Origin of the sequence: Psychrobacter sp. AOP7-A1-24, assembly GCF_052376235.1 — a bacterium.
Lineage (GTDB): Bacteria > Pseudomonadota > Gammaproteobacteria > Pseudomonadales > Moraxellaceae > Psychrobacter.
This window is the reverse complement of the sequence record NZ_JBQSVM010000038.1, coordinates 1-26,412: the sequence shown is the minus strand read 5'-3', so window position 1 is coordinate 26,412 and position 26,412 is coordinate 1. Positions and strand designations below refer to the sequence as shown.

20 protein-coding genes are annotated in these 26,412 nt (G+C 42.6%); 6 read left to right on the top strand and 14 right to left on the bottom strand.

Going from position 1 to position 26,412, the window contains the following annotated elements; all coding sequences use genetic code 11:
• Positions 1–71 precede the first annotated feature (71 nt).
• Complete coding sequence (locus ACT3QQ_RS11610) at positions 72–569, bottom strand: FKBP-type peptidyl-prolyl cis-trans isomerase (RefSeq protein ID WP_444528156.1); 498 nt, start codon at positions 567–569, stop codon at positions 72–74.
• Positions 570–752: 183 nt separating this feature from the next.
• Between ACT3QQ_RS11610 and ACT3QQ_RS11605 the strand changes: the two genes are divergently transcribed.
• Positions 753–1,421, top strand: a complete 669-nt coding sequence (locus ACT3QQ_RS11605; RefSeq protein WP_444528155.1) for a DUF1294 domain-containing protein — start codon at positions 753–755, stop codon at positions 1,419–1,421.
• Positions 1,422–1,565: 144 nt separating this feature from the next.
• On the opposite strand, the gene lspA is transcribed toward ACT3QQ_RS11605, so the two are convergent.
• From lspA to ACT3QQ_RS11585, 4 genes are all read right to left on the bottom strand, one after another.
• Positions 1,566–2,210, bottom strand: coding sequence for a signal peptidase II (lspA, locus tag ACT3QQ_RS11600; protein WP_444528154.1), 645 nt, complete (start codon positions 2,208–2,210; stop codon positions 1,566–1,568).
• A complete protein-coding gene (gene ileS / locus ACT3QQ_RS11595; RefSeq protein WP_444528153.1) occupies positions 2,203–5,064 on the bottom strand; it encodes an isoleucine--tRNA ligase in 2,862 nt (953 codons plus the stop codon). The genes lspA and ileS overlap by 8 nt, the downstream gene beginning before the upstream one ends.
• Positions 5,065–5,507: 443 nt before the next feature.
• Positions 5,508–5,975, bottom strand: coding sequence for a protein disulfide oxidoreductase (locus ACT3QQ_RS11590; RefSeq protein WP_444528158.1), 468 nt, complete (start codon positions 5,973–5,975; stop codon positions 5,508–5,510).
• Positions 5,976–6,278: 303 nt separating this feature from the next.
• Entirely contained in the window at positions 6,279–7,916 is a 1,638-nt protein-coding gene (locus tag ACT3QQ_RS11585) for a nitrilase-related carbon-nitrogen hydrolase (RefSeq protein ID WP_444528152.1), read from the bottom strand.
• 471 nt (positions 7,917–8,387) lie between these two features.
• On the opposite strand from ACT3QQ_RS11585, the gene ACT3QQ_RS11580 reads away from it, so the two are divergent.
• Positions 8,388–9,017, top strand: a complete 630-nt coding sequence (locus tag ACT3QQ_RS11580; RefSeq protein WP_444523871.1) for a BLUF domain-containing protein — start codon at positions 8,388–8,390, stop codon at positions 9,015–9,017.
• Between the two features lie 103 nt (positions 9,018–9,120).
• On the opposite strand, the gene ACT3QQ_RS11575 is transcribed toward ACT3QQ_RS11580, so the two are convergent.
• Positions 9,121–10,560 carry an FAD-binding oxidoreductase gene (locus tag ACT3QQ_RS11575; protein WP_444528151.1) on the bottom strand — a complete coding sequence of 480 codons (1,440 nt, stop codon included), beginning with the start codon at positions 10,558–10,560 and terminating at the stop codon, positions 9,121–9,123.
• 439 nt (positions 10,561–10,999) lie between these two features.
• On the opposite strand from ACT3QQ_RS11575, the gene serA reads away from it, so the two are divergent.
• Positions 11,000–12,226 (top strand): phosphoglycerate dehydrogenase, encoded by a 1,227-nt coding sequence (serA, locus tag ACT3QQ_RS11570; protein WP_444521102.1) that lies wholly within the window; start codon positions 11,000–11,002, stop codon positions 12,224–12,226.
• Positions 12,227–12,371: 145 nt separating this feature from the next.
• On the opposite strand, the gene trhO is transcribed toward serA, so the two are convergent.
• From trhO to metX, 4 genes are all read right to left on the bottom strand, one after another.
• Positions 12,372–13,430, bottom strand: a complete 1,059-nt coding sequence (trhO, locus tag ACT3QQ_RS11565; protein WP_444528150.1) for an oxygen-dependent tRNA uridine(34) hydroxylase TrhO — start codon at positions 13,428–13,430, stop codon at positions 12,372–12,374.
• A 265-nt stretch (positions 13,431–13,695) separates the two neighbouring features.
• On the bottom strand, positions 13,696–14,277 hold the full coding sequence (locus ACT3QQ_RS11560) for a tetratricopeptide repeat protein (RefSeq protein ID WP_444521104.1): 582 nt from the start codon (positions 14,275–14,277) through the stop codon (positions 13,696–13,698).
• A gap of 411 nt (positions 14,278–14,688) precedes the next feature.
• Positions 14,689–15,297, bottom strand: coding sequence for a methionine biosynthesis protein MetW (metW, locus tag ACT3QQ_RS11555; RefSeq protein ID WP_444528149.1), 609 nt, complete (start codon positions 15,295–15,297; stop codon positions 14,689–14,691).
• Positions 15,294–16,664, bottom strand: a complete 1,371-nt coding sequence (gene metX / locus ACT3QQ_RS11550; protein WP_444528157.1) for a homoserine O-acetyltransferase MetX — start codon at positions 16,662–16,664, stop codon at positions 15,294–15,296. Before metX ends, metW begins: the two co-directional genes overlap by 4 nt.
• 459 nt (positions 16,665–17,123) lie before the next feature.
• On the opposite strand from metX, the gene hemH reads away from it, so the two are divergent.
• Complete coding sequence (hemH, locus tag ACT3QQ_RS11545) at positions 17,124–18,143, top strand: ferrochelatase (protein ID WP_444528148.1); 1,020 nt, start codon at positions 17,124–17,126, stop codon at positions 18,141–18,143.
• Between the two features lie 115 nt (positions 18,144–18,258).
• Here the strand turns inward: hemH and ACT3QQ_RS11540 are convergent, their stop codons facing one another.
• From ACT3QQ_RS11540 to ACT3QQ_RS11525, 4 genes are all read right to left on the bottom strand, one after another.
• Entirely contained in the window at positions 18,259–18,609 is a 351-nt protein-coding gene (locus ACT3QQ_RS11540) for a hypothetical protein (protein WP_444528147.1), read from the bottom strand.
• A gap of 258 nt (positions 18,610–18,867) precedes the next feature.
• Positions 18,868–19,242 carry a hypothetical protein gene (locus ACT3QQ_RS11535; protein ID WP_444528146.1) on the bottom strand — a complete coding sequence of 125 codons (375 nt, stop codon included), beginning with the start codon at positions 19,240–19,242 and terminating at the stop codon, positions 18,868–18,870.
• Positions 19,243–19,637: 395 nt separating this feature from the next.
• Positions 19,638–22,604, bottom strand: coding sequence for a DNA polymerase I (polA, locus tag ACT3QQ_RS11530; protein ID WP_444528145.1), 2,967 nt, complete (start codon positions 22,602–22,604; stop codon positions 19,638–19,640).
• Positions 22,605–22,868: 264 nt separating this feature from the next.
• Complete coding sequence (locus tag ACT3QQ_RS11525; protein ID WP_444528144.1) at positions 22,869–23,282, bottom strand: Ohr family peroxiredoxin; 414 nt, start codon at positions 23,280–23,282, stop codon at positions 22,869–22,871.
• 267 nt (positions 23,283–23,549) lie between these two features.
• Between ACT3QQ_RS11525 and ACT3QQ_RS11520 the strand changes: the two genes are divergently transcribed.
• Together ACT3QQ_RS11520 and ACT3QQ_RS11515 are read left to right on the top strand one after the other, a co-directional pair.
• The gene (locus tag ACT3QQ_RS11520; RefSeq protein WP_444528143.1) at positions 23,550–24,449 is read left to right on the top strand and encodes a hypothetical protein; all 900 of its coding nucleotides are present in this window, start codon (positions 23,550–23,552) and stop codon (positions 24,447–24,449) included.
• Between the two features lie 205 nt (positions 24,450–24,654).
• The gene (locus ACT3QQ_RS11515; protein ID WP_444528142.1) at positions 24,655–26,250 is read left to right on the top strand and encodes a peptide chain release factor 3; all 1,596 of its coding nucleotides are present in this window, start codon (positions 24,655–24,657) and stop codon (positions 26,248–26,250) included.
• The last annotated feature ends 162 nt before the right edge of the window (positions 26,251–26,412 follow it).

The window sequence follows — 26,412 nt, the reverse complement described above, 5'->3', positions numbered from 1 at the left end:
ATATTAATTTTTATCGTCGCGAGATTTTATCTTAGTTAAGGTCTAACGACTTTTTGTTAGTCTCTAAAAGGCTACATCAATTTGATACCTGTGACACCTGGTGGTGTGACTTTAAAGACTTTTACTTTGAATAACACGTCTTGTCCTGCCAGTGGGTGGTTAAAGTCCACTTCGACTTGGTCTTCATCGATGGCGCTAATCGTACCGGGCAGCGTATTTTTACCTTTATCTTCGAACTCAACCATCATGCCAATTTCTGGATTGTCAGCGACTAGTGCAAACTGAGTACGGCTAAAATGTTGGATGTTTTCAGGATTCCACTCACCAAATGCTTGCTCTGGCTCAAGGTGTGCGGTACGAGTGTCACCGGCGCGTAGATTCATCAGTACTTGCTCAAAACCAGGTAATAAGCTTTCATCACCAACGGTCAAAGACACAGGTGCATCACGATTAAAGGTTGAGTCAATGATAGTACCGTTCTCTAGTGAAACTTCGAAGTGCAGCTTAACAAGGCTACCATGAGCGATACGCGTGTCTTCGTTTGGATTAATAAATTGAGATTGAGTCATAATAAAAAACCATCTGTTGCTAGAATAAAAGAATAGAAAATAATGAGTTTGATTACAGTATTTGTAATTGCAGTATTATAATGTAAGAAATAATAAGCCATCTAAGGCCAGATGTAAGCGTCAATAATGTAACGCAGATGGTGTACTATAGCTGGCAGTTCTAAAAGATATGAGGTGTCGGTGGTGAATAAACAACAAGGCATTGTCAAAAAATGGCAGGATGATAAAGGATTTGGCTTTATTGAGACTGAAGCGGGCGAGTCTGTCTTCTTTCATGTGAGTGAATTTAAAGCTCAGCGTCGCCCTGATATCGGTGAGCAAGTCGTCTTCAGTATTGGACAAGATGCAGAGGGGCGTAGACGAGCTAAGCAAGTACAAGAGCTTGGTTTCGTACAGCAAAAGATGGCACAAAAAAACCAGCAAATCCGTCAGCGTAATCAGAAACGTAGCCATCAGGCGGAATTTGAAGCTGGTCAAAAGAAACGCTCATTTCTTGGACTGGCCTTTTATGGTGTCTTAGCTTTATTAGCTGCAACAGATAAACTGAGTTGGCTGGTGATCAGCTGGTACGTCGTGCTAGGGATTGTTACTTATGGCATGTATGCCAAAGACAAAGCTGCTGCGCAAAGTGGCGACTGGCGTACGCCTGAGTCTACATTACATATACTAAGCGCGTTTGGCGGTTGGGTAGGTGCGCTGTTGGCTCAGACGTATCTGCGTCACAAATCACAAAAGCCTGAGTTTCGAGTTACTTACTATTTGACCGTCGTTGTTAATATGGCAGGGTTGTTGTTTTTATTGGCAGGTGGTGGGTTAGAGACTGTGACTGATTTATTATCAGAGTTGCTATAACTGTATAATATATACTGCTATGGTTAGTAGGATCGATATTTTTATAACAGGTTATTATTAATAGCAGATAAAAAAGGTGGGTTACGAATACGTAACCCACCTTTTTTGTTTATGAATTGAACTGGTTTATCTAACTACACGCAATTATGACTGTGGCATTTCACGCTTTTTTTCCAAAAACAGCATATCAATGACAATCAATAAGACGCCGATAGATATACCAATATCAGCGATATTAAAAATCGGATAGTGCCAAACATCAGCATAGTGCACATGGATAAAATCAATCACATGACCATGCAACAAGCGGTCGATTAAATTACCAACTGCACCGCCTAATACTAAGGCTAGACCAAAAGATAACAACGTGGCTTTACGAGGTGCTTTAATCAAATAGATGATTAAAAACAGCGACATGAGTAATGCCAGTCCTGAAAAAAACCACTTTTGCCAACCGCCAGCATCCGCTAAAAAGCTAAATGCCGCACCATAGTTGTAGGCCAATGTCCAATTAAGAAATGGCTCAATCACCGGCACTGGATCATGAAAGGTCAGTTTGGTTTCTGCCAGCCATTTGGTCCACTGATCGATGATGATGACAAGCAATGCCAATACATACCATACAAAAGCACGACTACCATTAGCTACCAGCTTTGGTGTTTTTGTTAGGCGGCTTCTAGGCGTAGTTGAGCTACCTGTAGTCGCATGGGCAGGCTTAGGCGAGTCGTCAACCTCAACCTGTGGCTGCTGGTCATGCTGGCTTTCAGATGAATCTGTTGGGTTAGGCATAGTGACGCACCTCGCCGTCGCCACTGACGTTGGTCACGCAGCGCGCGCATAGTTCAGGGTGTGCGCTATCTGTACCAATGTCATCACGGATGTGCCAGCAGCGTACACATTTAGTACCAGTAGCCGCGCTGACTTGTACTACTAAGTCGACAACCTCTTCTGTACTTTCTGCGTTCGCATCGTCTGTCTGTTTGATGCTATCAACAGGTGCTTCACTCATTGGCTTCAATGCAGCGTTACTAGTAATTAGTACAAAACGTAGCTCTTCATTGAGCTTGGCTAGGCTTTCATACATTGCACCGTCAGCGTACAGGCTCACGTCGGCAGACAAGTTGGCATTGATGATTTTTTCGCCACGTGCTGTTTCGATATGCTTGTTCACCATGTCTTTTGCTAGCATGATGCGCTGCCAGTCATCCTTGCTGATGGCACTTAGCTCAAATGCTGGGAACTCATACCACTCTTGAGTGAATACATAGCCACCTTTGTCTGCTTCACGTTGGTTCAGTACTTCCCAAGCCTCTTGGGCTGTAAATGACAAGACTGGGGTAATCCAACGAATCAGCGCATGAGTGATATGGTAGATAGCTGTCTGCGCAGAGCGACGAGGCTGACCATCCGCCTGCGTGGTGTACTGGCGATCCTTGATGATATCTAAGTAAAAGCTCCCCAAGTCTTGCGAGCAAAACGCAGTGACATGCTGAGTGACTTGATGGAAATCCATTGCGTCGTAAGCGCTAACGATTTGCGCTTGTACGGTTTGTGCGCGCTCAATAATAAATTTATCAAGACTAACCAATTCATTGATATCAATGCTGTCAGTCGCTGGATCAAAATCATCGGTATTGGCAAGTAAGAAACGTAAGGTGTTACGGATACGGCGATACATATCGATCGCACCCTTAAACACCGTTTTACCCGCGCTCATCTCATAACGATAGTCGCTTGAGGCAATCCACAGACGCAACATATCCGCGCCTGTTTTGTTGATTTCTTCTTGCGGAGTGATGATATTGCCTAGTGATTTACTCATCTTGCGACCGTTTTCATCGACCACAAAACCATGGGTCAATACTTGCTTAAACGGTGGACGCTCATATATGGCTTCCGAAGTCAGCAGTGACGTCTGGAACCAGCCGCGATGCTGGTCAGAGCCTTCTAGATACATATCAGCTGGATTGGTCAATTCTTCACGTTGGTCAAGTACCGCAAAATGCGTTGTACCTGAGTCAAACCAAACGTCTAATGTGTCAGTGGCTTTGTCGTAGTCAGCAGCTTCTTTTCCTAAGAAATCTTCACAGCTAGCATCAAACCAAGCTTCAACGCCGCCTTCATTGATTTTTTGTGCCGCTGTTTCCATCAGCTCAAGCGTGTTTGGATGCAGCTCACCTGTTTCTTTGTGCGTAAAGAAAGTAATCGGCACGCCCCACGTACGCTGGCGTGAGATACACCAGTCGGGGCGACCATTCATCATTGATTCGATGCGGTTTTGTCCCCACGCTGGCGTCCAGTTTACCGATGGAATATCAGCAAGCGCGCGAGCACGTAAGCCTTGAGTTTCCATGTTGATAAACCACTGAGGGGTGGCACGGAAAATAATTGGCGACTTATGACGCCAGCAGTGTGGATAGCTATGCTCGATTTTGGTATGGCTGACTAAATGACCGTTGTCATGTAAGGCAGCGATGATTTTTGGATTAGCTTTATAGATGTGCTCACCTGCAAATACCGCCGCGCTATCTAAATAAACACCCGTACCACCTACTGGGTTTTCAACAGGTAAGTTATATTTTAGACCAACAATATAATCGTCTAAACCGTGACCAGGTGCAGTATGTACCAGACCAGTACCACTATCGGTAGTTACATGATCACCCAAGATAAGCGGCACTTGACGATCTTCAATCAGTGGATGCTGGGCACGCAGACCTTCAAGCTCGCTGCCTGATACAGTTGCTAGGATGCCATTGTTGTCTAGTTTGAGTTCACTCAATGCAGTTTCGATAAGATCTGCGGCTAATAAGAAGTTGCCTTTGTCAGTCGCGACCACGCTATAGTTATGTTCAGGATGTACTGAGATAGCTTGGTTAGCAGGTAGCGTCCATGGCGTGGTGGTCCAGATAACCGCAGCGATATTGCCCGCTACTTCAGCCAATGCAGCTACTTTATCCGTACCAAGCACATCAAAGCTGACATAGATCGCGTCAGAAACCTTGTCTTGATACTCTACTTCTGCTTCTGCTAGAGCAGAGCTACAGTCCAAGCACCAGTTGACTGGTTTCATACCACGCGTCACATGACCATTGTCGTAGATTTTGGCAAGGGCGCGCACAATGTTAGCTTCTTGATGGAAATTCATGGTTAGATAAGGATTGTCCCAATCACCAAACACACCTAGACGCTTGAAATCCGTCTTTTGCAGTTCAATCTGCGTACTCGCATATTCACGGCATAGGCCACGGAATTCAGTGGCAGAAACTTTTTTACCAACTTTACCAACCTTAGCTTCGACCTTTTGTTCGATTGGTAGACCATGGCAGTCCCAACCGGGGACATAAGGCGCATCAAATCCTGATAAAGTTTTTGACTTTACGATAATGTCTTTTAGTACTTTATTGACTGCATGACCCAAGTGAATTTGACCATTAGCGTATGGAGGGCCATCGTGCAAAATATACTTAGTTGCACCAGCACGCGCCTGACGAATTTTACCGTACACGTCATCCGCTTCCCAAGCAGCTAGCCAATCTGGCTCGCGTTTGGCAAGGTTTGCGCGCATCGCAAATGGTGTATCTGCAAGGTTCAACGTATCTTTATAATCTTGGCTTGGTTTGTCAGTGCTTTTATCAGTCATAGAAGGTATCTTTTTAAAAGGTAGGTTTGTGTGTCGGTTCAAAACCGGATACAGGGATCAATGTATTTCAATATAGTATTGAGGTTTATGCTGTGTTGATAATGCTTAATTACTAATAGTAGGTATATTGCTCATCATCGTTGATTTATCAACCATCATGTCAATAAATATCCATCGTCGCTCATTAGTCGGTAAATCGCTACGTCAATAATAAATGGTAACGAGACGATTGCAACATAAAATATACTAGTAAGAATAATTCAAAAAAATATTTAGATCGGCAGCTATTATATGACAAAAAGGATAGGGTAAAAAGAGCTGTGCAAGGTCAGCCCAATTTTGCCCAATATCAATCATTTATCCGAGTCTTATATCCTTAGCGTAGACATAACTATAATCGCTCTGAATAATGATTCATTGAAACATAAAGTATGGTTCAAGTGCTAAAAAATCGACGCCAACCATAAGCGCAGTTTCAATGACCATAATGGTTGGATACCTGTTAACCCCTGTGTCATCTCACCATTTTCTAATACCACATACGATGGCGTGACTTGCCCTTGCCAGTCTGCGAAGATATCGCCTTGTTGATCGTTTATAGTGGTGAAGTCAAACTGATGCTGGTCAAGATAGCGACGTAATTCTTGATTTGAGCCTGACTGTACTGCAATAGTGACAACTGGATAATTATCTGCTGCCAGTTTATTGATGGTAGGTGATGTGAAACTACAGACTGAACACCACGTACCCCAAAAATATACTAGTGTAGGCTGCTCATGACTCATCGCTGCTAGATCGATAGTTTGTCCTTGGTAATCGGTTAGTTGTAACTGAGGATTTGCAGGCATGACAGGTTGTCGCCACCAATTGACCACACTATAGATTACAACAAACATGAGACCATATAACATTATAGTCTTAATGGCTGAGATTATCTTTTGCTTCGGTTGCTTCGGTTGCTTCGGTTGCTTCGGTTGCTTCGGTTGCTTCGGTTGCTTCGGTTGTTTCTTTGACTTTACTTCTGTTTGCTCAATATCAGTTGTCATGACATCCACTTTTTAGATTGCATATTTTTGTCAAATGATGGTTTACCGTGACTGCCTATCTTATAAAGATTGTCTATACAGTCATTACATAAATAATAGATAAAAATAAACGGCTGAAAATTAGCCGTTTATTCACAAAGTCTACTATAAGTGTGTCATGTCAATCTATTATGGCTTTTGTGCTCGGTTTTGTAATGGATCACCAATCAGTACGCTACCTGAATTTTCGCGGCGCTCTTCATCGCTTAACTTACTCGCTGGCACTTTGGCCTTGCGTTTCCATTTCAAGCTAAACAAATCATCACGGCGATCGATTAAGTTATGTACTGAGCCTTCATGACGAACATGGGTAAGCTTGTCTAAGTTCACATCAGAGAAGAATACCATTTCAGTGTTAGCGGTGGTCTCTGCCATAATAGCATCATGCGGGAACGCAAAGTCTGACGGTGAAAAAATCGACGACTGAGCGTACTGAATATCCAAGCTCTCAACTTGTGGTAGGTTACCCACTGAACCACAAATCATCACATAGCATTCGTTTTCGATAGCACGAGCCTGTGCGCAGTGGCGGACACGTAGATAGCCGTTTTTGGTATCAGTCCAAAAAGGCACGAACAATATATCCATGTCATCAAGTGCCATAAGACGTGCAAGCTCAGGGAACTCAACATCATAGCAGACCAAGATGCCGACACGACCCGCATCTGTATCAAACACTTTAACTTCATCGCCGCCTTCGATTACCCAAGCACTGCGCTCATGCGGGGTAATATGAATTTTGCGTTGCTCTTCAACGGTACCGTCGCGGCGGCATAGATAGCTGACGTTGTATAAGGTATCGTCTTCGTCCAGTAACGGCATAGAACCTGTAATGACATTGACGTTATAACTGACGGCTAAATGCGAAATTTCATTTTTGAACCACTCGGTATAACCCGCCAAAAATCGAATGGCGATATTTTGATCGGTCTCTTCACACAGCCCCATCAATGGTGCATTGAAAAACTCAGGTAAGCAAGCAAAGTCTGAGTTGTAGTCAGCCATGATATCGACAAAAAACTCAACCTGTTGCAATAGCTCTTCAGGTGATTCGACTTCACGCATCTGCCACTGAATACCACCGATACGTACTTCAGACTTGCGAGTATTAGGCTTGTAGTCTTTAGGCTCATAATAAATATTTGCCCACTCAAGCAAGGTAGCAAAGCCCTTTGATTGCTTATCATCTGGCAGGTAAGCGGTCAAAATACGTTTAACGATAAAACCATTAGATAACTGGAAAGACAAAGCTGAATCGTGAATTTCACGGCTTTCAACAGCATCAATATAATCGCCTGGCGAGAGATCTTTGTGGTTATGATAGTTAGGTATGCGTCCACCAGCCAAAATGGCGCGGAAATTTAACTGCCGACATAGCTCTTTGCGCGCGTCATAAAGACGACGACCGAGGCGGTAGCCACGATAATCAGGATCGATGAGTGCATCTAAACCATAAATTGCATCGCCTTCTGGATTGTCTCTGATAATTTCTTTTTGCCCAATCAAATCGTCATAGGTATGCGGGTTTGAAAATTTGGCATAGTCAACGCGCATAGATAACACGATACCAATCAGCTGATCATGATCAAATAAGGCAATCTGACCTTCAGGAAAAGCGTCGATTAAAGTATGAATGGTTGTTTTTGACCAAGCGCCACCCAAGTTTACATAGACACGATCCATCAAAGCTTTCAACTGTGGATAGTCTTTTTTCTTAATCTCAGCAATCGTGAGATGAAAGTCATCTAATTTTTCCATCTTGCTCATAATTTTCCTGTCTTAAATAATAATTGAGTTTAGCGTTATCAAATAATGGTGTCGTAGCACGTCAATATGCCGTTTTTATGCAAAAAAAGTAATAAAAACATTTCAATAGGGAGATATTGTCGTTACAATAATTTATTGCTCTATTTACAATAAGTTATGATGATATTTTCATCTATTTTGCTCTCTATATTTAGTACTGGTTTTGACTAATGTAGAGAGTTAAAGAACAAAGCCGTTGCACTATATCTGCTACTATTTTGTTATTTATTATCTCAATACAGAATCTAAATAATATCTATCAGTATCTTTTGTTTCGCTTGCTATGATAGCAAGCTGTAACGGTCATAACAGTCCCACGTAGTAAATATTTGCTATGTTTTTGTGAGTCAATTTTTTGGTTCAACTCAGGCATAGTATTGTGTTGCTTGTTTCGTTTAGCCGTTTTTCTTCGGCTTTTAGGATTATTTTATTATGCCTTTTAATCATACCAATAGAGTCATCAAGTGGGATGACATAGATGACTCATCTTTGGTTCAGTTGGTTTATGTCAGCACGTTGACTGTTGGCTCGCGTTTGAGTAGCTCTATCTTTGATGAAGTAGAAGGCCATGCACGTAACTACAATCAACAGCATAGCATTACAGGTACGTTATGCTATGGCAACGGTCACTTTTTGCAATGTATCGAAGGAAAAAAGTCAGACGTATTTGCCTTACAAAAGCGTATCTTTGCTGATAGCCGTCATAAGAATGTAGAAGTATTGCTATTACAACTAATCGATCAACGCAGTTTTGATGACTGGCGTATGCGCTTGCTGTTTTTAGAACGTTGGTTATGGTCGCCAGCGACCAAGAAGCAGGCCGCACAGTTGTCTCCGTTTTTACCCTTTGCACCGCACGGTTGGTCGTCAGATCGGACCGAGCAGTTTTTGCAAATTATTAAAACCTTTGATAGTCCGCCCCACATTAAGGCGGCGGGTATTACCTACAATGCATTGGGTAACATGGTGCGCCATATCGCCGCACCCCATCAGGCGTTTCTGATTATTCAAGGATTCCTGAGCATATTACTGGTTGTCGCGCTGATGTTGTTGTATTTATAAATCGCAGTTTTTACGAGCTATGTTTTTACAAGTTATAAAGCCAAAAAAAGACGCTAGCCTTTCGGTTTAGCGTCTTTTTATTTGAGATAAGCGTGTAAAGCGCTCATTGCATATCAAAAATCTTACCCCGGTTCATAATGTTGTTTGGATCAAACACTTTCTTAACCTCTTTGAGATATTCAATCTCAGTCTCACTACGGCTGTAATTCAGATAAGGCTTTTTCGTCATACCAACCCCATGCTCGGCAGATACTGAACCGCCATATTTTTGTACGGTCTCAAATACGTATTTATTCACAACCTGACATTCAGCAAAGAAATCATCTTTGCTCATACTTTCAGGCTTTAAGATATTAAGGTGCAAGTTGCCATCGCCGATATGACCGAACCAGCAGACTTCAAAATCAGGATAGTTGCTGCTAACAATGTCATCAATCTCTTCGATAAAGGTCGGTACGTGACTGATAAGGACTGATACATCGTTCTTATAAGGGGTGAATACTGAGATGGTCTCTGAGATATACTCGCGTAGCTTCCAAAGCTCTTCAGCCTGCGTGAGGTTTTGGCTCATCACACCATCGACAACCCAGCCTTGTTCCATACAGTGCTCAAATATAGCCATGGCTTTGTCCATGATAGGCTCGTATGGTGCTTCAAACTCTAATAGCGTATAAAACTTGGTGCGTGACTCAAAAGGTTCTTGTACTTGACCGTGTGCCATCAGCTTATCAATCGCCACATCGTCAAAGAACTCAAAAGCTGTTAAATCAATTTGCGCTTGAAAAGCAGAGAGCACGTTCATAACGTCATTGAAGCTGTCCATGCCAAGTACCATGACGTTTAAGTCTTGTGGCTGACGCTCAAGTTTGATCTGCGCATGGGTAACGAGACCGAGTGTTCCTTCACTACCGATGAACAGTTGACGTAGATCATAACCAGTGGCATTTTTTACCATACCGCGATTCAATTGTAAGATGTCACCTTTGCCTGTGACGACAGTTAATCCCATTATCCATTGACGGGTCATGCCATAGCGAATGACTTTGATACCGCCCGCATTGGTGCCGATATTACCACCGATTTGACTAGAGCCTGCTGAGGCAAAGTCGACAGGGTAGTATAAGTCTTTCGACTCAGCGAATTCTTGCAACTGCTGAGTGACGACACCAGCTTCAATTTCGACCATCCGGTCTGCAGGGTAGAACTGTCCGATATGGTTCATTTTATCCATACTGACGACGATTTCACCATTGGCAGCGACTGCACCAGCAGATAGACCTGTACGACCACCACTTGGGGTGAGGACGACGTTGTGCTCATTGGCAAGCAGTACGATAGTCTGTACTTGTTCAGTGGTCTTTGGAAAGACGATGGCAGCGGCAGCAGGGGCAAAGTGTTTGGTCCAGTCTTTGCCCCAATGCTCTAAGCTCTCAGCGTCCGTCTTGATTTGGGTCGGGTCGAATTCATGAGTTTTAGTGAGCGTGCGTAGGATGGCTTGCACGGCATTGGTTTCTGATGTGGTCTGATCGGTAGTTGGCGTCATGGTCAAATCTCAATATTGGCGTAAGCACGATGCTGGGATTGCTCATTATATAGCGAAATAACTATAAATTCATTGATGAGTCAGCTCGTAGAGGTAATAAGTGGATGATAGTTTTTACATATAAAAGAAAGTAATAAGTAATCGTTTCGATTGTTTTCAAGCAGAATAATTCACTATAGCATAAAAATTTTTCAGGCTTGATAATCAATAATTCATCTAATCTGCTAACATCGACTCAAAATTTTGTGTAAGATATTGGGACTGCTTTCGTTTCATCCACCATGTAGTCAAAGTATTAGTAAATAGTGATGGCACGAACCTCACTTAACGTACTCAGTGTACTATTTACACTCGATTGCTTTGCACTCACTTTAAACTGCTTCGACTATAGATTTATCTCTCAGATAATTTTATAAAACAATTATAGGACAGTTCTCATATGGCATTATCACTACAAAAAGACAAAATCCGGTTTTTATTACTTGAAGGTCTACACGACAATGCTTTAAAAGTATTAGAAGGCGCTGGTTATCATAATATTGAAAATATCAGTCACGCTTTAGATAAAGATGAGTTGATCGAAAAGATCAAAGATGCGCATTTTATCGGTATTCGTTCGCGTACTCAGCTGACGCGTGAAGTACTTGAGCATGCGCATAAACTTATCGGCATTGGTTGCTTTTGTATTGGTACTAACCAAGTGGACTTGGAAGCGGCTCGCGATCTTGGTATCCCTGTCTTTAACGCACCATTCTCAAACACTCGTTCGGTAGCTGAGTTAGTATTGGCCGAAGCCATTATGTTGTACCGCGGTATTCCTGAAAAGAACGCTACTGTACATCGCGGCGGCTGGGGTAAGTCTGCGACCAATTCACATGAAGTGCGTGGCAAGACCATCGGTATCGTTGGTTATGGCTCTATCGGCTCGCAGCTATCTGTCTTGGCAGAAAGCTTCGGTATGAAAGTTATTTATCATGATGCCGTGACCAAATTGCCACTAGGCAACGCGGTACAAGTTGGTAGCCTAGAAGAGCTATTATCAACGGCTGATATCGTAACATTGCATGTGCCTGATGTGCCAAGCACCCGTTATATGATGAAAGCTGAGCAGTTCGCTCAGATGAAAGAAGGCAGTTATTTTATCAATGCGGCGCGCGGTACATGTGTCGAGATTGATGATCTTGCTGATGTGTTGGAATCAGGCAAGTTATTGGGTGCAGCTATTGATGTGTTCCCGAAAGAGCCAAAATCTGCTGACGAAGAGTTTGAGTCACCACTACGTAAGTTTGATAATGTGATTTTGACGCCGCATATCGGTGGCTCAACACAAGAAGCACAGGCAAACATCGGACTGGAAGTAGCAGATAAATTTGTCAGATACTCTGACCAAGGTGATACGGCGACAGCGGTAAACTTCCCAGAAGTTTCTATTCCGTTCAAAGAAAACTCGCATCGTCTACTACATATCCACAAAAACGTACCAGGCGTACTGTCTCAGATTAACCGTTTGTTTGCTGAAGCAGGGATTAACATCCTAGCGCAGAGCCTAATGACAGAAGGTGATGTTGGTTATCTAGTAATGGATGTTGATTATAATGACTCAACAGCTGCACTAGACCAGTTAAAAGATGTAGAAGAGACTATCCGCGTACGTATCTTATTTTAATATAGTCAACTCCATTCTCAGATTGGATCGACTACATCAACGCTAATAGTTTTAATACGCGTTGAAAGTTTTTCATAAAAAAGAGAGGCTCTATTGATTAGAGCCTCTCTTTTTTTACTTCTTTTTTATTTTAAAAATGCCAAGCTTAGTTCGCTTTAGCATTGTTTGTAGCTTCTGCTTGCAGACGTGCTTCTGTCTTAGCGGCCTTACGTTTTTCGATTACATCCATAACGTCACTGCCGATATGGGCTTCGCCGCGCTTTTTCGCTAGCTGCATCTGATGCTCACGCTCACGGAAACGAGCTTTTTGCTCATCGGTTGCCTTGTCGATACAATGCGGGCATGACTCACCTTTGATATAAGCAGGGCTTTGCATGTCGTCGACAGTAATCGGCATACGGCAAGCAAAACACTGTTCGTAGTTGCCTTTTTCTAAGTTATGGTTGACTGAGACACGGTTGTCAAAAACAAAGCAATCGCCTTGCCACATAGAATCACTAGCAGGGACTTCTTCTAAGTATTTTAGGATGCCACCTTCTAAATGATAGACCTCTTCAAACCCTTGCTCGCGTAAATACGCAGTAGATTTCTCGCAGCGGATACCACCCGTACAGAACATCGCGACTTTTTTATGCTTGGTTGGGTCAAGCTCTTGTGAAACATATTCTGGGAACTCGCGGAAAGTTTCAGTGTTTGGGTTAACCGCGTTTTGGAAAGTACCAATTTGTACTTCATAATCGTTACGTGTGTCAATTAAGGTAACTTCAGGGTCAGAGATTAGCGCGTTCCACTCGCTTGGCTTTACATACCGCCCAACAGATTCTAATGGATCAATATTCTCGACACCCATAGTGACGATTTCTTTTTTTAGCTTTACTTTAGTGCGATAAAAAGGCTGTGCGTCAGTATAGGACTCTTTAAAAGTAAAAGTACCAACTGCCTCAATACTACGCAGATAGTCAAGGACAGTATCGATACCTTGACGCGTACCAGAAATCGTACCGTTAATGCCTTCGCTTGCAAGTAACAACGTACCTTTCACATCGTGATCGATCATAGTATTTAAGATCGGTTCACGATATTGCTCAAAATCAGCAAAGCGCGTGAACTTATATAGTGCGGTAACGACGATATTGTTAGTCACACTATCGTATACAGGGGCTGAATTGTTGTCAGTTATCGCAGTTTCTTTGTTGATGCTCATGTCTTTCTCCTGCTGGCTAGGTCGCAAACCTAGTGCGTAAAGTATTTATTAAAACTAATTGGTATAGTTCATAACACTAGCCTGATTATGGGATTGGCTAATGCGCGCGTAGTGTAGCAAATTTTGCTAGAGATTTGAATATTTTGTCAGGCTTAGCTTGGTGTTGTAGAGAGCATTCGACCACTTATGAATAAGATAAAAAATAAAAAAGCCCAGTAAAATACTGAGCTTTTTTATATTCAATTCGTAATACGAAAACTAGATCTTATTTACTTTGAAACCAGCTATCGGCTTGACTACGAGCGCTAGCAATGTCTGAGCTTGATAAGTTCAATGCTAATTGACCAATTTTGCCACGGGCTTTAGTACGAACTTTTTCGTCTAACATACCATCACGGGCAGCCAAATCGTACCATTTATAAGCATCGACCAGATTTTCTTGCTTTTCATCTAGTAGTGCAAGCGTGTAGCTAGCGCGGTTATCGCCGCGCATTGCCGCTTTTTCTAACCACAAACGTGCTTGTTGCAAGTTAGGTTGTACACCTTCACCGCGCAAATACATGATGGCAAGATTCAACTGAGCAGGAGCAACGCCTTGCTGGGCCGCCTTGGTGTACCATTGGATGGCTTGTTGGGTATTTTGAGCAATACCTTCACCTTTTTGCAAACGCTTGGCCAGATAGAACTGAGCGTGATCGTTGCCTTGGCTGGCACGACTAGACAATTCACTAATAGGCATAAGTTCGAAACGTGAGGTATCAAGTGGTACGTTTGATATTAACTCAGCATTGGCTAGACCAGCACAAGAAAATAATGCAGTAAACAACGCAGCTTTTAATAATTTCATAGCAGCTCCAAAATCAGGCAGTTAATAAGCAAAAGAATTGTACCGCTAAACATGGTCTCGCCAAAGACAGTTAGACGGCGATAACAATTAGGTGAAATCTTGCGATATGAACTTACCTAATCATTAGCAAAGGGGGTTATCAGCTCTAAATTATAGAGTTCACCCTAACTAATTAGACAAACGGTCGTAATAGTTGGATGGCTGACAATATTTTGCTAGCTTAGCACCCAAACTTACGAAACTCAAATACTAATTACACGGTCAAATAGACGTTTGTACTTGATTGCCCTTAACAAAATCAGACAGTTACTAAAGAATTATATTAAGTTAACAATCTATTAAGGTTAATACTGACTCTAACAGTAGTGTTTAGTAGTCTTCAAAATCTCAAGGTAGCTGATAGTTTATCGGCTATTTTTTGGTCACTCGGTAGATAGCGACGTCTGCCAAAAGGTTAGGTGCTTGTCTGATTAACGTTTTCATCAAAGGTATATGGCCTTTTTCAGAATCACTAACCGCAAAACGATTAATGATATGAATATCATGCTGCGCACATAGCAGTTCAAAGTCTTTGAAAGTACATAGATGAATGTTTGGCGTGTTGTACCACTCGTAAGGCAGCGCTTCAGAAACAGGCATCATGCCTCTTAGCCCTAAATGAATGCGGTTTTGCCAATGCGCAAAGTTAGGAAAAGTGATGACTGCTTCACGGGCAACTCTCAGCATATCAAGCAACAACTCGTCAGGTGCTTTTACCGCTTGTAGCGCACGTGCCATAACGACTGTGTCAAAGCTATTATCAGCAAAGCGCGCTAGACCATCGTTCAGGTCCTGCTCGACAATTGATAAGCCATTACCAATCGCTTCATTGATTTTGTCTTCATCAATCTCAAGCCCATACCCTGTCACACCTAGCTTCTGCTGTAAGTGTGCAAGCAGCTCGCCATTACCGCAACCTAAATCCAGTACATGTGCTTGCGGCGCAATCCAGCGCTCTGCCAGTTGGTGATCCATTCTCATGAGCGTTCTCCTGCAGCTGGACGGCTTTGGGTAATAAATGGCGCAGTCAAAAATCCTTTAACCGCACCCATGTAGCGAGGAATATCAAACAAGAAGGAATCATGTCCATGCGGTGCATCAATATTGATGTAGCTGACTGGTTTACCAGTGGCCATCAGCGCATCGACAATCTCTTGCGAGCGCTCAGGTGCAAAGCGCCAGTCAGTAGTAAATGACACGATCAAATATTGGCATTGTGTATGGGCAAAGGCAGCTTTGAGCGCAGAAAGCTCTTGCTGACGCTCAGATTCACTATCTTCAATCGGTGCTACCGCATCTTCTAATTCACCCTGTGCATTGGCTTTACTAGATTCGACTGATGCAGCGATAGAGTCTTCTATTTGCACTGTCGACTCTGTAGTATTTTTTGCTACAGTTGATGGGTAGTTGCGTATTGGATAATCGCGCGTCGGATCAAAGTAATCTAAGGCTTTGGTCATGAGTAGATAGGTATTGGCATCGAAGTTTTCACTAAAGCGCTCGCCTTGATAGCGCAGATAGCTTTCGACCTGAAACTCGACATCATAGCCATACATGAATTTGCCAGATTTTAAATCACGGCCAAATTTGGCTTTCATCGCGTCATCAGTTAAATAGGTAATATGTCCAACCATACGTGCCAATATCAGTCCGCGACGAGGATAGGTGCCTTCTTGTATATAGCGTCCGTCCTTAAAGTCAGGGTCAGATAAGATAGATTGACGTGCCACTTCGTTGAAAGCGATATTTTGAGCAGATAGCTTTGGCGTACTGGCGATAACCACACAGCGTTTTAATCGCTCTGGATAATCAACAGACCATTGTAACGCTTGCATACCGCCCATGGAGCCACCAACGATGGCATGCCAAATGTCGATACCTAAACGATCTGAGAGCATGGCTTGGGTCTTTACCCAGTCTTTAATAGTGATCAGTGGAAAGTCAGGGCCGTACACTTGTGGCTCACTGTTGCTATCTGAATCAATACTGTCCGAACCAACGCTATCAGGGTTAATAGTGGTAGGCCCTGTTGAACCAAAACAGCTGCCGATATTATTGACACACACTACATAGAACTGATTGGTATCGATGGCCTTATTAGGACCAATCATATTGTCCCACCAGCCCGCTTTTTTGTCATTAGAACTGTGAAAGCCTGCTGCGTGATGACTACCTGATAGCGCGTGGCAAATTAAAATTGCATTTGATTTGTCACTATTGAGCGTACCGTAAGTCTCTACCATTAGGTCAAACGAGGGTAGGGTACGGTTGCATTCTAACGTTAAGGGCTTAGCGAAATGAAAGTTCTGGGGCGTCACGACACCCACTGACCCTGTAGTACTGTCGATACTGGCCGAGCTGTTAGTGTGAGGTTGTGAATTAGGATGCTGGTCACTGGTATTATCAGAGCGTGCGTTCAAAGCTACCTCGCAAGACTACAATCATCAATAAAATAAAAGCAAAACGGCACGTTGTTAACAGGCTATTTTACCTACACGGTTTTTATAAACTGGGCCTGCCTATTGTATGGTGATGCGCGTTGGAGTACAACCGTCGAGCGCGCCTTTCGAGCGTGGTTTTTATGACAGCTGCACCATAAACAAATAATGAATAAGTCGCTAGCATCAAGTAATCAAGAGCTAATAAATAGCAACTGCGTGTCAAATTGTATAGGTACGCTTTTAGCCTGCGTCATCAATGGATAAAATGCTACACTAATAAGGTGTTCATTCAACTGTGTCTTAACAGTATCATCTCTTATTATTTTGACATCACCCTTAATACCTTACTGCTAATAAAGTGCTGCTATGAAACCTAAATTGCCCCCACGTATTGCCGTTTTGTTAGTGAATCTTGGTACACCAGATGAGCCAACAGCACCTGCCGTACGTCGTTACCTCAAACAATTTTTGTCAGACCCACGAGTGATTGAGATTCCTAAATTTCTGTGGGCCATTATTCTGAATTTATTTGTCTTACCAAGTCGTCCTAAACGCGTAGCAGAGGCTTACGCCAGTATCTGGGAAGGTGATTCACCGATCCGTAAAATATTAAAAAGCCAAGTTAAGCTGTTAGAACCACGTTTGGCTGATAGTGTGGCTCCATTTCGCGTCTCTGTACATCCTGCGATGAGCTATGGCAATCCGGGCTTGCCTGATGTGATGGACACGCTGCGTGGTGAAGGGGTTGATCACTTTGTCATTCTGCCGTTGTTTCCGCAGTACTCTGCCTCTTCAGGCGGTGCGGTATACGATGCGCTGACGAAATGGACGCTAAAACAACGCAATTTGCCAAACTATACGATTGTCAAAGACTACTTTGCCCATCCGCTCTATATTCAAGCATTGGCCAACTCTATTCGCCGTTTTCAAGAAAAACACGGTAAGCCTGAAAAGTTAATGTTTAGTTTTCATGGTATCCCGCAGCCTTATGCCGACAAAGGCGATCCTTATCCTAAACGTTGTAAATGTACTGCGGCACAAGTGGCACAAGCCCTTGGTCTGACAGAAGATGAATGGATTATTAGCTTCCAGTCACGCTTTGGTAAGCAAGAATGGGTTAAGCCATATACCGATGTAGTATTGGAGGATTGGGGTAAATCAGGTGTGCGCTCGGTGCAGGTAATTAGTCCAGCATTTTCAGCAGATTGCCTAGAGACACTAGAAGAGTTGGCTATTGAAAATCGTGATAACTTCCTCAATGCTGGCGGGCAAGAGTATCATTATATTCCTGCACTGAACCTTGATGAGACACATATTGAATTGCTTGAAGCGTTGAGTTTGCCTCTGGTAAAAGGTTGGGCTGGTACGTTAGACGGCTGGGTTTAATCTGTCAAGATTCGCTGTTTTAACGAGTTAAATAATAAAATAAAAAAAGCACGCTTAACTATATTAAGTGTGCTTTTTTGTGAGTAAAGGGTTGTATTAACAGTTATATTAAGTTCTAAAAATCATCATCGTTGCTACGTTCAGCCGCTTCTCTATCAGCAATATCCATTGCATTTGGATAATCGCTGTCATCAAGGTTGTCTTGAACCAAAACCTCGTCGACACGTGACTCATCAAGATTTTGACGATGTGAAGGTGTTAATCCTTGGGTTACATCACTACCGACTTCGGAGTTATTAAATCCCGCACTGTTATCAATCACATCATCGTTATCTATCGTATGCAGCATAGGATTGTCCAAATCGACCAATTGGTTGTCTTGCTCGCTTTGACTCTCATGGTTGTTACGACGATTGCCGTCAATCTGATCCATCTCTTCTGGTAATGGGTTTTTTGAGTTTTCCATGAATAATTCCTTATTGTAGTTATTAGATATAAAGATAACGTACTCGCTTATCAAAGCATTGCTTGTGGCAACGTAGATAATATGCTTCTCAGTTTGTACGCTTATACAAATTTTCACTAGTAGTAAGGTGTGACATGATGTTCAAAAAATGTAAGACGATGGTCAGAATGTAAAACGGCTACTCAATATAAGTAGCCGTAATTATTTATAAAATATTCACTAAGTCTTTGTATGGTAGTAAGGTCGTTAAATCAAAGTTTATATTTTTAGTCGATAGTCAGCCAATTTGAATCGCCACAAGTAGGTCAAGGCAATACCGTAGATTGCAGTTTCAGACAGCTCTTCGAAAATTTCACCAAATGTATGCGGGAATACAATGGCGTTCTCACCCATGTATTGCACGACTGCCAGTACAACAACACTAAGATAGAGTGAAACGGGCACGTTTTTTAGCACTGCCCATAGGTAGTGTCTTGCATAAGCTAGCAGACCAAGCGCGACGAGATATATAATGGTAAGGATGCTATCCTCCCACCAGTCATAAGACTGACCAAGCAATAAAAAATCGCTTGGAACCAGTAGGTCTGGTAAATAGTTCAACTCGCGACGAATATAAGTACGGCTGCCAGCCAAAAAGCTTTAACTTGTTTGACATGACTTTTTACAAAGTATTGTGTACAACGTAGTAAGCAGGCAAACAACAGGATCATACCGGGGATTTCAATAATGCCATCTGAATTCAAAATAAATGACTCCTGCGTGTCAAAAAATGTGTTAAAAACAAAAAAGTGAGCCCGTAGGCTCACTTCAAAGCAAAAAATACCAAATAGTTAGAATTTAATAGATGCACTATTATAAACCCCATAGCTAGATATTGCTGTTGTGAAAGATAACTAATTAGTCATAAGCAATTGTTAATATAAATAATATATAATCATTTAGTGTAGTATCAGTTATCAAAAACTGTTTTACCTGCAAGGTATGTGAATAACCATACCTTTGATGCTTAATAAAATGGCAGTTAATACTTAGTGCGCCTCATCCCAGTTCTGACCACTATCAGTCTCAACCAATAATGGCACAGCAAAGTCAACGTTCCAGCCTTTTTCTACGGCAGTGGTTGTTAGGACATCTTGCATGGCATCCGTAATCAGTTGACTAACTTCGTCTACTTTATCGGCATCGACTTCAAAAACCAATTCATCATGAACTTGTAGCAGCATTTTGGCCTGCTCTTTTGGCAATACTTGATCGACGGCAATCATGGCTAGCTTAATCAAATCTGCTGCTGATCCTTGAAGTGGCGCATTAATCGCCGCACGCTCAGCCCCTTGCTTGACCATACGATTACTATGATTGATATCAGGCGTATAGAGCTTACGGCCTAAAATAGTCTCGACATAACCTTGTTCATAAGCGCTGGCACGAGTATTAATCATATAGTTTTTGACGCCTGGATAACGCTCAAAATACATATCGATATAGTCTTGTGCTTCGCCGCGACTCATCTGTAGCTGTTTGGCAAGCCCAAAGGCACTCATACCGTATAGTAGACCAAAGTTAATGGCCTTGGCATTACGGCGCTCGGTCGAGGTAACGTCTGCGACATCCTTACTAAGTACCTCAGCAGCAGTCGCCGCGTGAATATCTAATCCTTCATTAAAGGCATGAGTTAGGTTGTTATCACCTGAGAAATGCGCCATCAAACGAAGTTCAATTTGTGAGTAATCCGCAGCCAAGATAACGCGACCTTCTGGGGCGATAAAAGCTTGACGAATTAAGCGGCCAGTTGCAGTACGAATTGGGATGTTTTGCAAGTTAGGATCTGTCGATGACAAACGTCCAGTACTGGTTAGTGCTTGGTGGTAGCTAGTGTGTACGCGATCAGTTTCATTGTCTGCGACATTATCAAGTGCATCGGTATAAGTGCTCTTGAGCTTAGATAGACCGCGATACTCCAAGGTGATATCGACCAGTGGATGATCGATTTTTGATAGTACAGCCTCGCCAGTTGAGTATTGACCAGACTTGGTTTTTTTACCGCCAGCGACGCCTAGCTTTTCAAACAGCATTTCACCAAGCTGCTTAGGAGAGCCTAAGTTAAACTCTTCACCTGCCACTTCATAGGCACGCTTCTCTAGTGCGATAATTTCTTCATCAAAGCGTTTTGAAAGCTCGTTTAAAAATGAACGTTTAATCAAAATACCATTCGCTTCCATTTGGCACAGTATCTCAGCGGTAGGAATTTCTAGCTCGTGTAGCAGCTTGGCATTATTGGCATCGTTAGCCAGTTCAACGCTGAACACGTCAAATAATTGATAGGTGATATCAGCATCTTCACAAGCATAGTCGCTCGCGATATCTATGGCCACTTGGTCAAAGGTAACTTGTTTAGCGCCTTTCCCTGCTACATCTTCAAAGCTGATGGTTTGCGTTTGCAGATAATGACGTGCCAAATCATCCATACCGTGGCGAGTGGCTGCCGCATTGATGACATAGCTGGCAAGCATGGTATCCATTGCCCAATTGTTCGGCTGCTCATGTATGGCGCCGACTAGGTCGATATCATAGTGAGCGAGGATATGCGCATCATATTTCAAATGCTGACCGATTTTGCCAATTTTGGAATTTTCTAGTGTAGGTTTTAAGCGAGCCAATACCATATCACGATCAAGCTGCTTGGCTGTCAGTTCATCATCTTCTAGGCTATGCGTAAGCGGAATGTAATACGCTTCATGGGCTTGCAAGGCGAAGGATAAACCGACGATTTGTGCATCACGCCAATGAACGCTAGTGGTTTCGGTATCAATGACAAAGTGCGGAGCAGCTTCTAACGACTCGACTAAGCTATCAAGCGCTGGCTCGTCGAGTACAGTGTGCCACGCTTTATCATGGTTAGCGCTGTCTTTAATGTTGTCGCTTTTGGTTGATTGGAGTGATTTTGCTACTTGTGCTTGTGACTCAGTATCGGCCTGACTATCAGCAACACTTTTAGAACCATTGGCAGGGTGATTTGGGTGATCCAATGATGCCAGCTCATTTCTAAACTCAAGCTCATTATATAAGTCGCGTAATTCAGCTATATGCGCGCAAGGGTCGGTATTGATTTTTAGATCATTCCAATCTTGGCCAATTGCTAAGTTAGTGACGATGGTAGCAAGATTTCTGTTAAAAGGAATATCGTCGGCGTGTTCGATCAGACCTTTTGCTCCGCGACCTTTGATAAAGCCAATATGCTTAAGCATGTTTTCGATGTCACCATACTCAACGAGCAAGTCTTTAGCAGTCTTTTTACCGATACCAGGTACACCTTTAATACCATCAGAGGCATCACCCATTAGCGTCAAGAAATCGATCATCTGATTTGGATTAATACCAAACTTATCGATTACCGCTGGGGTATCCGTGACTTTACCTGTAAAGCTGTCTTCTAGTATTACGCAGTCATTGACCAGCTGCATCATGTCTTTATCACCTGTTGAGATGACCACATGATGACCTTGCTCGACAGCACGATGGGCAAGTGTACCGATGATATCATCGGCCTCTGCACCTTCGATACGCAACAGCGGAATACCTAAAGCAGTGACCAAACGATGAATATAAGGAATCTGCTCTACTAGCTCGATATCAATAGGCGGACGAGCAGCTTTGTAATCAGCAGACATATGATGGCGAAAAGTCGGTGATTTGGTATCGAAGCAGACCGCCATATGAGTAGGGTGATAGCGACGCATCAGTTTTAGCAATGCGTTGAGTGTACCGCGTATCGCGTTGGTGATTAGGCCCTGCGAGTTTTGCATAGTTTTTGGCAGGGCATGATAAGTGCGGAACAGATAATAGGAGCCATCAACTAAAATAAAAGGTGGTTGATCTTTGTCTACGTGACTGGTATCCATCAGCGCCACGTTAGGCATGGTATCGAAGTTCGGTAATGCTTTAGGGTCAAGCGCTTGATGAGAGTTGTGATCACTGTCAGTCGTATTATCAGTCATAAAAGTCACTTATCAGCTATTAGATAAAAATATATATGCTTATTATAACGATAAAATCAGCGCGTGCCGAACTGCTAAATCGTTACGATGTATTCCATCGTGTTCTTTTTATTGAAATCTAAATTGAGTTTTCGATATTTCATGTTTAGGATAAATGAATTGTTAAAAACAAAAAAAGAACCCAGATAATCTGGGTTCTTTTTTGTCTGATAACTATCAGCTATTTGTTATTAAATAGATGTTAATAACAAGTCTCTGAATGCTTTACTTTACTTCTGAAGAAACTTCAACATCAATGTTACCGTTGGTTGCTTTCGAGTATGGGCATACTTCGTGTGCTTTTTCGACCAATTTTTGAATTTCGTCAGCAGACAGATCTGTATTGTCGGCGATGACATGAATTTTTACAGCAAGCTTATATTCGTGGTTGTCACCTTGCAATAGGTCTACAGAGGTCTCAACAGTTGAGCCAAATGTTGCGCTTTCCATTTTTTTGACTACGCCTAAAGCGCCATCAAAACAAGCGCCATAACCCATAGCGAGTAATTGCTCAGGATTGTTACCTTTTTCATTACCGCCTGGTGGTACCATATTGATTTCAAGATCACTATCGCTTAAGGTTGCCGTACCCATGCGACCGCCAGTAACTGTAGATTTGGTAGAGTATAGAGATTTCATGACATATCCTTTGTTGTGAATTTTTATGTTTATATTTGAGTGATAAATCTTAATATGAGACCTAGCATAACAAATCGCTCACGCAGCTCAGTGCATAGAGAGTAAATATATACTGCTAGTTTGTAAATAAAGTTTTGAGCACAGTTTTATTCGTTTTTAGATTTACAGTCTTATCGTACAGTCGTCAAAGAGGTACAATAGCGGCAATGAACCATGTGTACGTATTAGTATAGATAATATAAGTCTTAGTCATAAGGACATTGTTTGATGAATAGATGGATTGCGATACCTAGTGTTTGCTTTTTGACGACGCTCGCTTTGATAGGGTGCGAAGAAGACGGCGCTTATGGGACGGCTAGTAGCGAGATTACATTGACAAGCTTCGCTAATAGCTATGATAGCAAAGCCAATGCTACGGCAATCGCGAGAATTGATGAAAGCTATCGTACTGGTGCCCGCGAGATCAAAACAACCAATATCATCAACAGTTATAGCAATCAAAGCCTGAATGATTTAGACAGAACGGTGCTGGCAGACGACTTCGAGGGTCGACTTGAAAATAAAGACATTGAGGTTAATAATCGGACGATCAAACGCCCTATCTATGAAAAAAACACTAACAACCAGCTAGACTACGAAACCACTTACAAGACGCTCAATTTATCCGGTTTGCGTGCGAACAGCTATGTTGCTAGTGCAAACGTGAACAATAGATACGGTATTATTACCGATTTAAATAACTACTCTGAAATTCCAACCAATGTTGCTTTCCCTGAAGGGTCGGTTTGTTACATTCCTGTGGTAACCAGTGAGCGCTCATTTTTGGCATTTAATGATAAAAATAAAACTGGATATGCCTCAATAGAGAGATGGATTGACGTGGCCAAAACCCGCTTTAGTGCAGATAGAGATCACAGAACTTCTCAGTTTGGCGTAGGCGAAGGCAATCAGCAACAAGCTGCGCAAGTCATGTTTTTTGAGTACGATGATCAGCCTGCTTATGAATATAGCGGTGTTGAGTACGGAAAGGACGTTTATGAAGCAAACTATGTCGCCAAAGGCAGTACCGATCCGAACACAGACAGTCGTTTTGACGTGGTAGATTGTACAATCGTCAATGAGGTGGCTGGCGACTTCTTAGCTGAGCAAATCAAACGCTACTATTGAGATGAATTGATGGCTATTAGTCGTGCTAATTCAGCATGATGATTGCAATTAGAAAGCTCAAAAACACGCTTTATTTAAATAATATGGCGTGTTTTTTTATACGCTAATTCTGCACCTTGATGCTAAATCCGCTACAATACGCCCATTATTTATTTTATTTATTTAGAGTCACTTCTAAATCACATAACTGTTGAAGCTGAAAATTATGAGCGTAGATCCAAAGAAATTAAACAAAGAAGTTGCTAAGCGCCGCACCTTTGCCATTATCTCGCATCCTGATGCTGGTAAGACCACCATGACCGAAAAACTCCTATTGTGGGGTCAAGCAATTCAGGTAGTAGGCGAGGTAAAAGGCCGTAAGACTGATCGTCATGCAACCTCAGATTGGATGAGCATGGAGCAAGAGCGTGGTATCTCAATCACGACATCTGTTATGCAGTTCCCGTATAAAGACCATATGGTCAACCTACTAGACACCCCAGGTCACGCCGACTTTAGTGAAGATACTTACCGTACTTTGACCGCAGTGGATAGTGCGCTGATGATGGTCGATGGTGCAAAAGGTGTAGAGGAACGTACCATCAAGCTGATGGAAGTGTGTCGTATGCGTGATACGCCTATCATCTCATTCGTCAATAAACTAGATCGTCAGATTCGTGAGCCGCTTGAGTTGCTTAGTGAAATCGAATCGGTGTTAAAGATTAAGTGTGTGCCAGTCACTTGGCCGATTGGTATGGGACAGGATTTTGTTGGGGTTTATCACCTTGCAGAAAACAAAACCTACCTATATGAAAAAGGTAATGGCGGTAAGATGACCGTTTCTGAGACTCGCGAGGGCTATGATTATCCAGATATCCGCGAACGCCTAGGAACACTGATGTTTGATGCGTTCGAAGAGTCACTTGAGCTGGTACAGATGGCGCTAGAAGAGTTCAGCGTTGAAGCATTTTTGGCGGGCGAGATGACGCCAGTATTGTTTGGTACAGCATTGGGCAACTTTGGTGTTAACATGGTACTTGATACCTTGGTCAAATATGCACCGCCGCCAAAAGCCCATCCAACGACTGAGCGTGAAGTATCAGCAACCGAGACAGATTTTACAGGCTTTGTATTTAAAATTCAGGCCAATATGGATCCGCGTCACCGTGACCGCATTGCGTTCTTGCGAGTATGTTCTGGTAAGTACGAGAAAGGCATGAAAATGAAGCATGTGCGTCTGGGTAAAGACGTACGTATCGCTGATGCGTTGACCTTTTTAGCAGGCGACCGCGAGGCACTAGAAGAAGCTTATCCAGGTGATATCATTGGTTTGCATAACCATGGCACCATTTCTATCGGTGATAGCTTTACAGCAGGCGAAGAGTTGAGCTTTACGGGTATTCCACATTTCGCACCTGAACTGTTCCGCCGTGTGGTGCTAAAAGATCCGCTCAAATCAAAAGCACTGCAAAAAGGTTTACAGCAGTTAAGCGAAGAGGGCGCAACGCAGGTATTTATGCCGCAGATTAACAATGATTTGGTGTTAGGTGCAGTCGGCGTACTACAGTTTGAGGTGGTCGCGCACCGCCTAAAAGAAGAGTATAAGGTTCAATGTACTTTTGAGCCCGTATCGATAGCTACGGTACGCTGGATTCATTGTGATGATGAAGTGGCATTGGCGAAATTTAAGAAAAAAGCCCATGACCAATTGTCGATAGATGGTGGTGGTTATCTAACGTATCTTGCACCATCACGTGTTAACCTACAGCTGATGCAAGATCGCTATCCAGAAGTGACTTTTAGTAGCACTCGCGAACATTAAATTTATTTATACTCTTATATCGTTTACTAATTAAGACACGCTAGCCGTGTCTTTTTTATTGCCTGTAACTGTGGTTTAAATGACAGGAGTCAGGTATCCGTTTGCTTACACCACTTCAAAAACACAAACAGTCTTCCTACAATACATTGCAATTGTTACGGT

Bases quoted from the DNA above. Each gene is read 5' to 3' on its own strand.
- ACT3QQ_RS11610 (WP_444528156.1), bottom strand. From the start codon at position 569: ATGACTCAATCTCAATTTATTAATCCAAACGAAGACACGCGTATCGCT.
- lspA (WP_444528154.1), bottom strand. From the start codon at position 2,210: ATGCCTAACCCAACAGATTCATCTGAAAGCCAGCATGACCAGCAGCCA.
- ileS (WP_444528153.1), bottom strand. From the start codon at position 5,064: ATGACTGATAAAAGCACTGACAAACCAAGCCAAGATTATAAAGATACG.
- ACT3QQ_RS11590 (WP_444528158.1), bottom strand. From the start codon at position 5,975: ATGTTATATGGTCTCATGTTTGTTGTAATCTATAGTGTGGTCAATTGG.
- ACT3QQ_RS11585 (WP_444528152.1), bottom strand. From the start codon at position 7,916: ATGAGCAAGATGGAAAAATTAGATGACTTTCATCTCACGATTGCTGAG.
- ACT3QQ_RS11580 (WP_444523871.1), top strand. From the start codon at position 8,388: ATGCCTTTTAATCATACCAATAGAGTCATCAAGTGGGATGACATAGAT.
- ACT3QQ_RS11575 (WP_444528151.1), bottom strand. From the start codon at position 10,560: ATGACGCCAACTACCGATCAGACCACATCAGAAACCAATGCCGTGCAA.
- serA (WP_444521102.1), top strand. From the start codon at position 11,000: ATGGCATTATCACTACAAAAAGACAAAATCCGGTTTTTATTACTTGAA.
- trhO (WP_444528150.1), bottom strand. From the start codon at position 13,430: ATGAGCATCAACAAAGAAACTGCGATAACTGACAACAATTCAGCCCCT.
- ACT3QQ_RS11560 (WP_444521104.1), bottom strand. From the start codon at position 14,277: ATGAAATTATTAAAAGCTGCGTTGTTTACTGCATTATTTTCTTGTGCT.
- metW (WP_444528149.1), bottom strand. From the start codon at position 15,297: ATGAGAATGGATCACCAACTGGCAGAGCGCTGGATTGCGCCGCAAGCA.
- hemH (WP_444528148.1), top strand. From the start codon at position 17,124: ATGAAACCTAAATTGCCCCCACGTATTGCCGTTTTGTTAGTGAATCTT.
- ACT3QQ_RS11540 (WP_444528147.1), bottom strand. From the start codon at position 18,609: ATGGAAAACTCAAAAAACCCATTACCAGAAGAGATGGATCAGATTGAC.
- polA (WP_444528145.1), bottom strand. From the start codon at position 22,604: ATGACTGATAATACGACTGACAGTGATCACAACTCTCATCAAGCGCTT.
- ACT3QQ_RS11525 (WP_444528144.1), bottom strand. From the start codon at position 23,282: ATGAAATCTCTATACTCTACCAAATCTACAGTTACTGGCGGTCGCATG.
- ACT3QQ_RS11520 (WP_444528143.1), top strand. From the start codon at position 23,550: ATGAATAGATGGATTGCGATACCTAGTGTTTGCTTTTTGACGACGCTC.
- ACT3QQ_RS11515 (WP_444528142.1), top strand. From the start codon at position 24,655: ATGAGCGTAGATCCAAAGAAATTAAACAAAGAAGTTGCTAAGCGCCGC.